General features: G+C 44.4%; 14 protein-coding genes and 1 tRNA gene. 7 read left to right on the top strand and 8 right to left on the bottom strand.

Annotated features, from left to right (window positions below):
- Positions 1-100: 100 nt before the first annotated feature.
- Together mnmH and selD are read right to left on the bottom strand one after the other, a co-directional pair.
- Positions 101-1,132: a tRNA 2-selenouridine(34) synthase MnmH gene (gene mnmH, locus E0485_RS19795; RefSeq protein WP_132419806.1), complete on the bottom strand. Its 1,032-nt coding sequence runs from the start codon at positions 1,130-1,132 to the stop codon at positions 101-103.
- A 14-nt stretch (positions 1,133-1,146) separates the two neighbouring features.
- Positions 1,147-2,223, bottom strand: a complete 1,077-nt coding sequence (selD, locus tag E0485_RS19790; protein ID WP_132419805.1) for a selenide, water dikinase SelD — start codon at positions 2,221-2,223, stop codon at positions 1,147-1,149.
- A 165-nt stretch (positions 2,224-2,388) separates the two neighbouring features.
- Here selD and E0485_RS19785 point away from each other — a divergent pair, with 165 nt between their 5' ends.
- Positions 2,389-3,045, top strand: a complete 657-nt coding sequence (locus E0485_RS19785) for a bifunctional 4-hydroxy-2-oxoglutarate aldolase/2-dehydro-3-deoxy-phosphogluconate aldolase (RefSeq protein ID WP_132419804.1) — start codon at positions 2,389-2,391, stop codon at positions 3,043-3,045.
- Between the two features lie 86 nt (positions 3,046-3,131).
- On the opposite strand, the gene E0485_RS19780 is transcribed toward E0485_RS19785, so the two are convergent.
- The 3 genes from E0485_RS19780 to E0485_RS19775 all read right to left on the bottom strand — a co-directional run bounded on the left by E0485_RS19780 (position 3,132) and on the right by E0485_RS19775 (position 4,492).
- A complete protein-coding gene (locus E0485_RS19780) occupies positions 3,132-3,563 on the bottom strand; it encodes a DUF86 domain-containing protein (RefSeq protein ID WP_132419803.1) in 432 nt (143 codons plus the stop codon).
- Between the two features lie 3 nt (positions 3,564-3,566).
- Complete coding sequence (locus tag E0485_RS25730) at positions 3,567-3,695, bottom strand: hypothetical protein (protein ID WP_268957615.1); 129 nt, start codon at positions 3,693-3,695, stop codon at positions 3,567-3,569.
- A 128-nt stretch (positions 3,696-3,823) separates the two neighbouring features.
- Positions 3,824-4,492 (bottom strand): tetratricopeptide repeat protein, encoded by a 669-nt coding sequence (locus tag E0485_RS19775; protein WP_132419802.1) that lies wholly within the window; start codon positions 4,490-4,492, stop codon positions 3,824-3,826.
- 108 nt (positions 4,493-4,600) lie between these two features.
- On the opposite strand from E0485_RS19775, the gene E0485_RS19770 reads away from it, so the two are divergent.
- The gene (locus E0485_RS19770) at positions 4,601-4,885 is read left to right on the top strand and encodes a hypothetical protein (RefSeq protein WP_132419801.1); all 285 of its coding nucleotides are present in this window, start codon (positions 4,601-4,603) and stop codon (positions 4,883-4,885) included.
- Between the two features lie 4 nt (positions 4,886-4,889).
- Here E0485_RS19770 and E0485_RS19765 read toward each other — a convergent pair whose 3' ends face one another.
- Entirely contained in the window at positions 4,890-5,381 is a 492-nt protein-coding gene (locus E0485_RS19765; protein ID WP_132419800.1) for a VanZ family protein, read from the bottom strand.
- Between the two features lie 30 nt (positions 5,382-5,411).
- On the bottom strand, positions 5,412-5,723 hold the full coding sequence (locus E0485_RS19760; protein ID WP_132419799.1) for a hypothetical protein: 312 nt from the start codon (positions 5,721-5,723) through the stop codon (positions 5,412-5,414).
- Positions 5,724-5,876: 153 nt separating this feature from the next.
- Here E0485_RS19760 and E0485_RS19755 point away from each other — a divergent pair.
- A tRNA-Ala gene (locus tag E0485_RS19755) sits at positions 5,877-5,949 on the top strand.
- A gap of 495 nt (positions 5,950-6,444) precedes the next feature.
- On the opposite strand, the gene E0485_RS19750 is transcribed toward E0485_RS19755, so the two are convergent.
- Positions 6,445-7,092 carry a transcriptional regulator gene (locus tag E0485_RS19750; RefSeq protein ID WP_132419798.1) on the bottom strand — a complete coding sequence of 216 codons (648 nt, stop codon included), beginning with the start codon at positions 7,090-7,092 and terminating at the stop codon, positions 6,445-6,447.
- Between the two features lie 339 nt (positions 7,093-7,431).
- Between E0485_RS19750 and E0485_RS19745 the strand changes: the two genes are divergently transcribed.
- From E0485_RS19745 to E0485_RS19730, 4 genes are all read left to right on the top strand, one after another.
- The gene (locus E0485_RS19745; RefSeq protein ID WP_132419797.1) at positions 7,432-7,950 is read left to right on the top strand and encodes a phage holin family protein; all 519 of its coding nucleotides are present in this window, start codon (positions 7,432-7,434) and stop codon (positions 7,948-7,950) included.
- 359 nt (positions 7,951-8,309) lie between these two features.
- Positions 8,310-9,419 carry an SGNH/GDSL hydrolase family protein gene (locus tag E0485_RS19740; RefSeq protein WP_235857646.1) on the top strand — a complete coding sequence of 370 codons (1,110 nt, stop codon included), beginning with the start codon at positions 8,310-8,312 and terminating at the stop codon, positions 9,417-9,419.
- A gap of 516 nt (positions 9,420-9,935) precedes the next feature.
- Positions 9,936-11,144 carry a macrolide family glycosyltransferase gene (locus tag E0485_RS19735; RefSeq protein WP_132419877.1) on the top strand — a complete coding sequence of 403 codons (1,209 nt, stop codon included), beginning with the start codon at positions 9,936-9,938 and terminating at the stop codon, positions 11,142-11,144.
- Between the two features lie 326 nt (positions 11,145-11,470).
- Positions 11,471-13,033 (top strand): prenyltransferase/squalene oxidase repeat-containing protein (locus tag E0485_RS19730; protein WP_132419796.1); only part of this gene is annotated, 1,563 nt, incomplete at its 3' end.

Here is a 13,033-nt window from a genome sequence, read left to right as displayed (position 1 = left end):
AAGATACTACAGTATAAGAACGATAGCCGCTTTTTGACACTAAAATTCAATAAAAAAACACTTGGATTGTCTCACGAATCAATCCAAGTGTTTTATTCCATTACATTAACTTTGCTAATTCCACCTTAATCTGTTCAACCGCTTCAGTCATATTGCGAGCTTCGCATACGACAGGGGGCAATTCATATTGCTTCCCTGCGTATTCATAACGCGAATCGTAATAATATTGCAGCAGATGCTCAATCGCCTCTTCGAACCGATCCTGAACAAGCGCTTGCTCGATTTGAAACGCGATCGGTGTATGAATTCGTTTTTGAATAAAACGGAAAGCTTCTATGCTCGCTTCTTTATGCAAATGAGGCTGATAATCCTCCATGATATTCTGAACGCGCTCTTGAACGGGCAGTTCAATTTGAATCTGCAATCCTTTCTCCTTCGCTTCGACCAGAAACTGAGGAAGCACTGCTTTGCCAATCCGCTTGCTCTCGGCTTCAACAATGACATACGGAGAATCTTTATATTTAAGCAGCTCTTTCAGCAATAGCGCCTCAAATACCTTCTGATTATTGGCCTTTAATCCAATGCCTCCAAATATGGAGCCACGATGTCCAGCCAGATGCTCAAGATCGATTACCGGATAGCCCTCTTCTGCTAGTTGATGCAAAATCTTTGTTTTGCCTGTACCTGTATTACCGCTTAGGACAATGCACTTTGGCGTAAATTGATAATGCTCAAGTGTAGAGACGACCCACTGGCGATACGAACGAATGCCACCTGTTAGACGTGATACATGAATGTCCATTAGAGATAACACAGTTGCCGTCGTCTTACTGCGCATGCCGCCTCTCCAGCAAAACACAACCTTGCGTCCCGGAATCGCTGCGAACTGCTTCACAAAAGCAGGCAGCTTGGCAGACATTATTTCAAGTCCGCGCTCCTTCGCCTTCTCAACTGAAACTTGCTTAAAAAGCGTACCAATTTCTTTACGTTCCTCATTATCGAAAAAAGGAATGTTGATCGCACCTGGAATTGTTAATTCTTCCCATTCACCAGGTGAGCGAACGTCAATCAATTGAAGATTGCCTGCCTTCTGCATTTCAAATAATTGTTCGAGTGTTATATCCTGATACATCCGTAAGCCACCTCTTAGCTAGTCTTAAGCTCGCCTTCTACGCGAATTTGCCCTGGATGGTCAGCAATAACCTCGCCAATCATTCTCGCATCCACACCTGCTGCTTGCAGCGCAGCAAGCAGCGCGTCTGCACAATCGGCTGCTGCAGACATCAGCAGCCCGCCGCTCGTCACCGCATCGCACAGAATCCATTGACCGATCTCGTCAATGGATGGTGCGAAGGTGACGGAGTCCGCTACATGCGCGTAATTATTCTTAGTGCCCCCTGGTACATTGCCCGCTTCCGCTAGTTCGCGGACGCGAGGCAGTACGGGCACTTGATCCGCGCTAACGTGAATGCCGACACCGCTGCCCTTGGCCATTTCAGCGGTGTGTCCCATTAGGCCGAAGCCCGTGATATCCGTGCATGCATGCACATCGAAGTCCGCCATTACTTCGGCAGCTGTTTTATTGAGCGTGCTCATCACATTCGTGACTCGCGCAATCTCTTCTTCGCTAAGGAGATCCTTCTTGATCGAAGTTGTAAGAATACCTACGCCGATCGGCTTCGTCAGGATCAGCTTATCTCCTGGCTTTGCGTTCGCATTCGCACGCACCTTGTCTGGATGCACAACGCCAGTTACAGCCAACCCGAATTTCGGTTCAGGATCATCGATGGAATGACCTCCGACAAGTGTCGCTCCTGCCTCGCGCACCTTGTCCGCTGCACCACTCAGGATAGCGGCAAGGATCGATTTATCCAGCTTTTTGATAGGAAAAGCTACAATATTAAGAACGGTAAGCGGTTTGCCGCCCATCGCATACACATCACTTAAAGCATTCGCAGCAGCCACTTGTCCAAATGAATAAGGATCATCTAGGATCGGCGTGAAGAAATCCACCGTTTGTACGAGTGCTAAATCGTCTGTCAGTTTATATACACCTGCATCATCACTTGTATCTATTCCAACTAATAAATTGGGATTCGGTTCAGCTTGTGGCAACGCACGAAGAACACCCATCAATTCACCAGGACCAATCTTGCAACCACAACCGCCTTTGCTAGTGAGGGATGTCAATTTAATTGGTTTCACTGTTTGATTCTCTTCCATATGGAATTCATCCTTTCATCTCTCTTGCCATGAATATATTACTCTTTTATTGTATGACCACCTGTGTAACTTGTCCACTTTGGCGCGTTCAACCCCGCGACTAGACTTTTGCTAGGAATAAGCACATAATTAAATTAATGCCAATTATAGAAAGGAACATACATCATGATTACAGAGCGTGGATTATCTCTAATGGAACAAACTCGTGTGATTGCTATTGTTCGCGGAATTGAACATAAGCACATCGTATCTGTTGCAGAGGCGCTTTATGCAGGTGGGATTTCGGTTATGGAAGTCACTCTGAATACGCCTGGAGCGCCTGCAATGATCTATGAATTACAGGAAGCAGTGGGAGACCGCATGTTTATTGGTGCAGGAACCGTACTGAATATGAACGATGCTCATAAAGCAGTTGAAGCAGGAGCCTCCTTCATCGTAACACCGAATGTAGACGAAGAAGTTATCCGCTATTCTGCAGCTCGTAATATTCCGATCTATCCTGGGGCAATGACACCGACTGAGGTTGTACGAGCATGGAGCGCAGGCGCTACAGCGATCAAAGTTTTTCCAACTTCTGTTCTTGGATCAGGCTACATCAAGGAGCTTAGAGGCCCACTTTCCCATATTCCATTCCTCGCTGTAGGCGGCGTCCGTGAAGAAACGCTAATGGAATTCTTGCAAGCAGGCAGCTATGGCTTCGGAATTGGCGGTGTACTGTTCAATCGCGAAGCAATTGAGCAAGGTAATTACGATTCAATAACCCATACAGCCAAACGATTGACATCCATCATACAAGAGCACTTGGCACATAGCCGAGCTTAAATAGAATGTAAACACAACAAAGAGGAACCAGCTTCATGATCCGGATCAGGATTGGAAGCAGTTCCTCTTGGTGTGTTTGCTATATTTTAGACAGTGCCTAATTCCTTCGCAATAAAAGCTCTTACATCTTGATCAAACCGCTTTAACAAGTCAGGAAGCGCTAGCATAAGTGGATGATAATCTCCCCGATGCCAAGAAGCGTAATCCTGTACAAGCGGTTTTCTAAGCTGAACTAACTGCATTAAAGTTGCAGCGACTTCTTCGCCAAACACCTTTTCCCCTTGCAAAATTTCAATAATATCCTCATACGATGACGCATCACGCATAATGAAGCCATCAATCATCAAGCTGCCAACGTCTGTTACGATCTCAATCGCTAATTGAAGCGCACGTTCTTGCGCAAACTGATGTGTAATTTGATGATTAACCCAAGAACTCTGAAGTGCCGAACAGGCTTCGATCACTGATGGAATAAAAGCTAGTCTTGATTCTATTTGTTGCTCGTTCACATAGTACATGAGTTATTTTTGTCTCCTTTTTTTGCGGATTTTGGTCCAAATAATCATGCCTCCAAAAAATACGATGACGATAAAAATCAAAAGTACCGCTTGCATCACATATTCCAAGCTTAATCCCTGATTGGCACCCACATTCATTCACCCACATTTTCATACAATTCTACAAATACAGCCGATTCTCACAATCTACTCCTCAGTGTAGACCGTGCGAACATCCAGCGTCAAGCCTCAACTGGGCTTGTTCATGAATCGTTCCTAAATTAACCCTTGAAGCTAGAGAGAATCGCCCACTTGCGCTGTTGTTTGCGAGAATATTTCGGCAAGCTGGAATAAATCTGCCTTGTATCCTTGAAGGCTTGCTTCGCCTCATCCTGTTTGCCCAGGCTCTGATACAGAATCCCCAACCGATAATAAGCTTCGCATGACGAAGAATTAATCTGGCTGAACTGCTCCAGCACAGCAAAAGCCTTATCTAATTCATTATGGCTGACATACGCTTCTGCAAGCCTCAAGTAAGGCTCACCATATTTCACGCGCGGATTAAGCAGCAAAGCCTGATTGATCAGTTCTTCCCCCTGCTTCATATCGCCTATTTTCAAATAACATATGCCTAGCTCTGCATGAAGATCAGCAGAATCCTCCATACGAGGCTTCGCATCAGTGAGCCACTGTATAGCCTCATGATACTTCTTCTTCTCGATCAGGAAACGAGCTAAATCCAGTTTACTGGAAGTATTATGAGGATTAAGCCGCAGCTCATTACGCAATCTGGCAATACTTCGACTGACCTTGAATGGGCGAAAAATGCTAGGAGTCAACCCAATGAACTGACGATCTATCCAATAAAGAATGACTAGCAGCACGATCAGTGCAATGAATGGATTGCCGAATAAATACCATAAGAGCCCAAAGCCTAAAATTTTGGACATATCATTATTTCCTCCTACTTGTCAATTCATTGATTCTTCATATACGGCTTCAAACATGGTGAAGGAATCATGTATAATTAAATTATAACCTATCTAGGAGGGTATTGTATGAATGAACAACAAGCCGCACGCTGGGCTAAAACGAGAGATAAAGGTAGAAATAAATACATAGTTACATTTGGAATGCTCACGATCGGAGTGTGTATCACACTTCTATTATCGATCATGGAATTTATTTCTAATAACGAAATTACGCCGATGTACGTGGTCGTTCGATTCTTCGTATTCAGTGTGATCGGTATTATACTTTCGAACAAAACTTGGGAGCGCAATGAACGCAGATTCCAAGCATATACTAGTGCTAGTGGCGCAAAAGGCAAGGTAAGTAAATAGATTGCTAGCGCTTCTTATTGCTCCTCAGCCCGATATAAGCCACATAGCATATGACAACGAGGAGAATTCCGATTGAGTCCACTACTACGTCAATGGCATGTCCCGTCCTGCCAACGATAAACGTCTGATGCCATTCATCTGAAATGGCATACAGGCAAGTAAATAAAGCCGCTATGGTAATGGCGGCACCTCTATTCACATGCTTCGCTCGCAAGGTAAGTAAGCTTAATTGAGCTAGTAAAGCAAATTCGAACATATGCCCCATTTTCCGAATCATAAATTCAAGCATATCATAAGGCAAATGATACGTAATAAGTTCTCCGTCATAATGGAACTCGAGATTCGGCAGCACGCTTGATAGCTGCTCTTCCGATATCCATTCCGCTAATCGCGGGCGTAAATCCTGCTGGCTATAGGGTTCTGCTGATTTCACAAAAATAATGACCATCCATATAACCGTTAAAGCAAGCCATATCCAATAACGACGATTCTTCATATGTCAATTGATCGTCCTTTCTATTCAAACCTAATCTTCGTACTCCTTATGAGGCACAGGCCCATTGCCCTTGCCTCTCATGCTGAACAATACAAATCCAGCGATAATCACCAAATTAAAGAAAGCAATGGCATAAACAACGAGCTTGAAATTTGTTGTATCATCTGTTTCTCCGAGCAGTAACGAAGCTGTACCTCCACCTGTTATGAGTAGATTTACAATTGTGGAAAGTCCAAAAGACAGACCAAATTTCTTCGTCTTCTTCATCACCATAACGGCTACGACAAGCGTCACCACAAATGCAGCTATAATCCAGAACCAATACGACATATCTTGAGACAAGTTCAATCACTCCTGTAAATATACTATATGTATAATTGTTATTATCCTTTAATAATAATACGTTACTGCTTCAAAAACACCTGTCTATTAAGTCAATTTATTGATTTTATTGTTAATTCACTTATGATATAATGGTTGATATCTTATATTCATGGGGCCATAGCTCAGCTGGGAGAGCGCTTCGCTGGCAGCGAAGAGGTCAGGGGTTCGATCCCCCTTGGCTCCATTATAACGAAACGGACATCCTATCGGGTGTCCGTTTTGTTTTGGAGTCCCTATGGGGGCCAGCCAGGGGTTCAGACCGCGCGGAGGGAGCTGTAATCGAGGTCGCCACAAAGGAATAGGAATACGCCTCACAGCTTGGCGTCACTTTGAGGAAGGAAACAATCGCCATTGAAATCTTCCGCAATGATCTTATTAGCCGAGTAGGCTTCGTCAGCAGGTAGAATCAGGATTTCCATATCCCCCTAGGTTCCACCATACGGTTACATAATAAACGATAGGGTTTTATTTATCTTAAGGAAATAGCTGCAGTTAATCATTCCATAATCACTCCTTTCAAATTCTAACGGAAATAATAGCTTCTATTTGACCAAAATACGATGAATATAAGTCAATTGAACGCAAATAGAAGCATTCATCTCCGTTAAAATTTCATTACTTTCATTTTCGATGAAATAGTGTCTGTGGCTTCCGTTAGAAATTATCGTTCGAGATCCGGCTATTGTCTAATTTTGTACGTACGATATCTCTGTTTACCGCTAACGACGACGAGCAATTTCTTGTCGACCATATTACGAAGAAGATCTCTGGTGTGGCGTTCAGTTAGCTGCAAATGCGACGCTAGGTCTCGAGGTGTGAAAGGACGAACCAACCTACGGGCAAATCGCAGTGTTTCTGCTTCGGCCCAGTTCAGCTCGGAAGGCATGCCTATGGAAAGGAATTTCCCCACAAAGGCAAGCGTTAGTTGTTTGCAAACTTCAGGGTCGTCTCTTATTGACAAGTAAGCTATAGGAAGGAATAACCAATCATCAAGGGAAAGCAATGCTTGTTTCAAACATAAATCTTTAAATCGGCCGGTTTCAACGTCTCTGGCATGGGATCGGTAATCTTGTATTTCAACACAGCCCTTAGATCGACCAGGCATATAGGCCAAATCAAGGTAACGGTAGCCATTGTTCATGTCCCGAACCTCATACTCGGGATACAAATGCTCCAGGTTCCCAATAGCGGGGAACCAGATCGCGCGTAAATACGCTGTGGTTCCGTAGCTTAATCCTTTTTGTAGTCGTTCCCGTCTCCTAGGATTACTCTCTCCGGCAATCTGAGTGGATAACCATCGTTCATACACTTCATCGAAAACGTTCATCTTCTCACCCGATCTGGCGGATATGCAAAAAGCCGCTTTTAATACGGCATAACTCAATAGAGCTATCCATATCAAAGCGACATGTGCTTCACGCCTTTAGTTTGACATCAATCTATCATATAGGGGCGATTGATTCAAGCAGAAACGCAAAACCCCTCCGGTGAAGACCAAAAATTTCTGATTGCCGCATTCCCGTTGTTAAAGCAAGTAGAAAGGCAACTACATAAAGGACTATAACTCAGTCTAGAGACTGACTCTGAAATCAGGTTATGGGCCGAACACAGGGATTATGGGAAGTGATATGATAAAAGCATCTACTACAAAAGGACGGCGATGGATATGAAATGGCATCAATTCATAGAACGTTATGCAGCATCAAGAGGGTGGGAAGAGCGAGAAATTGACTATCAGTGGCCATCGCCTTCGTTACCAATCATTAGTATTCGGACGAATTTAGGTCGATATTCTTCTAATCGGCAATACCGAAGCGGAGAGCGTTGGAAGACTGCGGTTGGTTTAATTGCAATTGGCGATATAGCAATCGGATTAATTTCCGTCGGAGCCGTTAGTGTCGGACTGTTGTCGGTAGGCGCCATATCACTAGGAATTTGGTTAGCTTTGGGAGCAGTTGCGATGAGCTGGATTGGTGTAGCAATTGGTGCTGTGGCATTTGCAAGTGTTGCTGTCGGGGCTGTCGCTATTGCCAAATCGATGGCTGTAGGTGCAGTCGCTATTGGGAAGATCAGCGTAGGCGCTGTGGCGTTCGGGAAGTGGGCATACGGTGTAGTTGTGGTTGGAGAGCACGGATTTGGCTTAATTCCACTGACGACAGATGTGTGGAATTGGTTTAGGCGGTAGTTTGGTTGGGTTTAAAGAAGCACCTATTCTATTAGCGCTTACGAATGAGTAGAGCTTCCTACAATGTATAGTTTTGTAATGTTGGTTTTTGAAATACTTAATCATTAATCATGTGTGACCAAAAGTATGACCAAAAGGACTTCAAGAAAATCAATATAGGCATGTTAACCCCACCACTTCGATATTCGGTATCGTCTCAGCAAGGATGACTAGCAAAGAGATCAGAAGCTGTCACGCAATTAAAAGAATTTCATTGTACCCAAGTAAAATATAGTAGAATAGAATTTATGGTACATATCACTTTTTACATCGTGTAATGAAAATATGATATACATCAATGTTACGGAAGGATTGGTATTGTGGAAAAAAAAGTTGAAAATTTACTAGAGAAATTTGACTCCCAAATGCGTCCAAATGAAAAATCTGAAGGCGACACTTATTGGCATTCACCTTTAGAGCAGCCTTTTCAGGTTTCAGGCTTGGCTTGGTTTGCGCAAGAAAGAAAATATCGCAGATTACCAACTTTACCTACTCATGCAATTCCTGAAGCCGTCGATCAATTAGCATATCATCCTGCAGGAGGGCAAATCCGGTTTCAAACGGATTCATCTTCTCTGTCAGTCAAGGTGAAACTCAAAGACAAAGCCAATATGGTGCATATGCCAGCAACCGGACAATGCGGTATCGATTGTTATGTAGGATCTCCTGATTCCATCGTTCCATCTCAGTACGGCAATACTACGAAATATGACATCACTCTCACAGAATACGAATGTGCGTTGTTTACCAATTGGGATTCCAAGATGCGCAATATCGTTCTCTATTTACCGCTATATCAAGGGGTCGAGGAAATATGGATTGGCTTAGATGAGAAAGCGACGGTCGTCGCTCCTTCCAACTACGCTTCAAAGAAAAAAGTGATTATCTATGGCACTTCCATCACTCAAGGCGGCTGCGCTTCGCGACCTGGCATGGCATATCCGAATATTTTGAGCCGCAGGATTCCACTCGAATTTATTAATCTTGGTTTTTCGGGAAGCGGCAAGGGAGAACCTGAGGTTGCCGAAATCATTTCACAGATTTATGATCCTGCTTGTCTAGTCCTTGATTATGAAGCCAATTGCGTAAGCACCGAGCTTTTCCGTAAGACACTTCCAGAGTTTATTAGAATTTATAGAGAGACGCATCCGATAACGCCGATCCTGGTTGTATCACGAATTCGTTACGCACGTGAGGATCTGACACCACACTTATTCAAGGACAGGACAGAACGTAAGCAATTCCAGCAGTCGCTCGTTAACGAGTTACGGGAGCAAGGTGACTCCAATATTTATTTCTTCGATGGCACCGTAATGTTGGGTGATAAAGATTTCTTCGAATGCACGGTAGACGGTTCGCATCCAACGGATCTTGGTTTTATGCGGATGGCAGACGCGCTTGAACCAGTTCTGAAAACTCTACTTTTATAATTATCTCAATATTATCATTCGAAGTGGAGAAAAGTATTGAAATGCCTGTAAAAGGAGACATCATGGCCAACTATCAAATTTGTGAATTTTGCGGGAACTTGTGCAAACAAAGAACGAATAGAATGTGTGAAAACTGCGAAGAGACCTATCGAAAGATACGTAGCATTGTTGAAGATAACCCGAATACAATTGTTCTAGAAATATCGAATCAAACTGGTGTGAGCGTAAGTAGAATTCTATCCTTTGTAAGAAATGGATATTTTATTATGAAGGAAGGAAACATAGACATTCTGAAATAGCAATCATAACAAGTGGCGTAGTTTAAACGAGCCGCGACGAAATCATCAGTTTCCTTGTTAGGTCAGGAGTTCGATCCCCCTATTCTCCACCTCTCCACTCAACCGGCAGAAATGCCGTTTTTTTGTTTTTCAAGATTAGCATTCATACTTGAATGGTATGATTATAATGAGCAAATGAAAAAAAGCTCAAACCCCGTCATTTTGGAAGGTGATGAACATAGCTCGTGTATTGCTAGTCAATGGAGGCTCCGAAGGACATATCAATCCAACTCTCGGTGTGGTTCAAGAACTTATTCGTCGTGGAGAAGAAGTGGTTTATTTTATCGCTGAACAATATCGTGATCGTGTCGAGCCAACTGGCGCAAAGGTGATCACGTTCGATAGCACCAAATTTGTTGAGGCGTTTCTTGTTGGAGGAAGAAGTCCGTGGGCTCGCGTTGCTGGACTATTGCGCACCGCCGATATCATCATTCCCACTCTTCTGGAGCAAATAAAGGGAGAACGTTTTGATTACATCATTCACGACTCAATGTTCGGCTGTGGGCATATGGTTGCACAAATACTCGAGCTGCCTGCAATCAACTCATGCACGAGTTTTGCCATGCAGGAAAACAGCTTTAACAGTCTCCAAGACTACCTTTCGCGTCAATTTCCAGCGGACGTGAATGAACTTGAACAACAGGAGTTTCGTCAGTTGATTAGTAGCATGCAAGCAAAATACAATGTGCAAATTGGCTCTGCTTACGAGATTTTTTGCAATCCTGCGCCATTGACCATCGTCTACACATCGAAACATTTCCAACCCGATGGAGAAAGCTTTGACGATTCGTTCAAGTTTGTCGGACCATCTTTCGTCCCTCGCTCACACGGCCAATTTGAATCTGATTTCTCTGGTGTGGACACGGATCGTTTGATTTACATTTCACTTGGTACCGTTTTTAATCAAGCGTTGGATTTTTACAAGCTCTGCTTTTCGGCGTTTGCCGAAACGAAGTACACTGTGATTCTATCCGTCGGCAGACAAACCCAGATTGCGGAATTGGGAGACATTCCTGCGAATTTTATCGTTCGGGGCTACGTACCGCAAATTGAAGTACTTCAACATGCCAAATTGTTTATCACACATGGCGGCATGAACAGCACCAGTGAAGGCCTGTATTATGGTGTTCCGCTGATTGTACTTCCCCAAAGCGCCGACCAGCCTGCTGTGGCACGACGTGTGGCTGAAGGCGGTGCAGGCATTCATCTCAATCAAGCAGACTTAACTGCTCGAGCTCTCAAGGAAGCAGCGGAAAGCGTACTAAACGATGCGTCAATTCGTAAGTCATGCATAGAAATTGGTGATTCGTTCCGAACTGCAGGCGGATCTCATCGAGCCGTAGAGGAAATCTTCGCGTATAAACGAAGTCTAGGAGTTACTGATTAATCAAGTTTCCATCAACGTAGGAGATCGTGGTGATTTTAGCTCGTGGTCACACGTTTGGTCGCAGTAAGAAATTTTTGGTGATGTTTCGGCTTTTTCGTAAGGCAGCAAGCTTCGCTCAGACCATTATTTTCTCGAAGAAAAGCAACCGCCCTTCCCCCTGTTTAAAGCAGGGCGATTCATTTTGCTCGACAATTGTTCAATGCTTCCTGGGGGGCGATTTATTGCTATCTTTATCTCGATACTGTGCATATTGACCACTCCCACATTTCCTTCTTCCCGCCGTCATATAATGTCAAAAATGACTTGCTGCGGAGGTGCCATGGAAAATGGTTGATTTGATAAGCAAAATCGATGCGGAAATTCATCGCTTGACAACAAACCTTATTCAGCAGCAGCAGCCGGACGGATCTTGGCATTTTTGTTTTGAGAATGGGATCGTTATAGACGCGTATGTGATCATTCTGTTCAGGACTTTGGATATCCGCAATGAGGATTTGATCCGGCGGCTGCATGATCGGATTCTCGCCGCGCAGCAGCAAGGTGGCTGTTGGAATTTGTATGCCGATGAAGAAGGAGGAAACTTATCCACTTCGGTTGAAGCTTATTACGCTCTGCTCTTTTCCGGGTACAGCCATTCCGCAGACGAACCGATTCAGCGGGCAAAGCGTTACATACAATCCAAAGGCGGACTTGGAAAAGTTACCAGCATATTAACAAAAGCCCTTCTAGCCGCTACCGGACAAAGAAAGTGGCCGGCATCCATCTCCTCCGTTCCGCTGGAAGTGCTGCTTTTTCCTGCTTATTTCCCCCTTAACCTTTTTGATTTTTCAGGATATTCAAGAGTTCATATAACCCCAATGCTGATCATGGCCGACCGTAAATTTTCCATTAAGACAGCCCATACGCCCGATCTATCCGATCTCATTGTCCGCTCCATAGACCAAGAGGAGCTCGACCAACGCCAAGATTTCGATCACCGGGAACATCAAAAATTTCAGGACAACATCCAGGCAGGCTTAAACCGCCTTATCGGCACGCCCCGTTCTATCCATGAAGCCGCTACCGACAAGGCAGAACAGTTCATGCTTTCGCGGATTGAAGCGGACGGATCGCTATACAGCTATGGTAGCAGCACGATTTTAATGATTTTCGCCCTTCTTGCGTTAGATTACGATCCACAGCACTCCCTTATCTCGCATGCCATTGATGCCTTAACCGCAATGCAATGCCGCTCCGATCATCATACTACGATTCAAAATTCACCTTCTACCATCTGGGATACCGCCCTGCTTGCATATGCGCTGCAAGAAGCCGGGATTGCCGGCAATCATCCGGTTATTCGGCGTACCGCCGATTACTTGCGATCCAAACAGCAGCATAAAAAAGCCGATTGGAGCATCCATAATCCGGATACCTTACCCGGGGGATGGGGATTCTCGGAAACCAATACCATCAACCCTGATGTGGACGATACCACTGCAGCTTTACGAGCAATCAAAAACCTCACCCATACCGATCCTTCGTACCAAGATTCATGGAATCGTGGACTAAACTGGGTGCAGTCCATGCAAAATAACGACGGCGGTTGGCCAGCATTCGAAAAAAACACGGATAACAAAATGTTGACCTGGCTTCCCATAGAAGGCGCCAAATCGGCTGCCATCGATCCGTCGGGGGCCGATCTTACAGGACGGACTTTGGAGTATCTGGGGAACTTCGCTGGACTTACAATTCGTCATGAATTCATCAAACACGGGACACAATGGCTGATTAGCCATCAGGAGAAGGACGGATCATGGTACGGAAGATGGGGAGTTTGTTATATCTATGGCACATGGGCCGCATTAACAGGTTTAACGGCGGTCGGCCTTCCGACGAACCATAAAACA

Origin of the sequence: Paenibacillus albiflavus, assembly GCF_004344915.1 — a bacterium.
GTDB classification, from domain to species: Bacteria; Bacillota; Bacilli; order Paenibacillales; family NBRC-103111; genus Paenibacillus_AM; species Paenibacillus_AM albiflavus.
The sequence above is the reverse complement of the archived record's forward strand: the minus strand, read 5'-3'. Positions and strand labels throughout refer to the sequence as shown.

Bases quoted from the DNA above. Each gene is read 5' to 3' on its own strand.
- E0485_RS19780 (WP_132419803.1), bottom strand. From the start codon at position 3,563: ATGTACTATGTGAACGAGCAACAAATAGAATCAAGACTAGCTTTTATT.
- E0485_RS19765 (WP_132419800.1), bottom strand. From the start codon at position 5,381: ATGAAGAATCGTCGTTATTGGATATGGCTTGCTTTAACGGTTATATGG.
- selD (WP_132419805.1), bottom strand. From the start codon at position 2,223: ATGGAAGAGAATCAAACAGTGAAACCAATTAAATTGACATCCCTCACT.
- E0485_RS19785 (WP_132419804.1), top strand. From the start codon at position 2,389: ATGATTACAGAGCGTGGATTATCTCTAATGGAACAAACTCGTGTGATT.
- E0485_RS19770 (WP_132419801.1), top strand. From the start codon at position 4,601: ATGAATGAACAACAAGCCGCACGCTGGGCTAAAACGAGAGATAAAGGT.
- E0485_RS19775 (WP_132419802.1), bottom strand. From the start codon at position 4,492: ATGTCCAAAATTTTAGGCTTTGGGCTCTTATGGTATTTATTCGGCAAT.
- E0485_RS19745 (WP_132419797.1), top strand. From the start codon at position 7,432: ATGAAATGGCATCAATTCATAGAACGTTATGCAGCATCAAGAGGGTGG.
- mnmH (WP_132419806.1), bottom strand. From the start codon at position 1,132: ATGTATCAGGATATAACACTCGAACAATTATTTGAAATGCAGAAGGCA.
- E0485_RS19750 (WP_132419798.1), bottom strand. From the start codon at position 7,092: ATGAACGTTTTCGATGAAGTGTATGAACGATGGTTATCCACTCAGATT.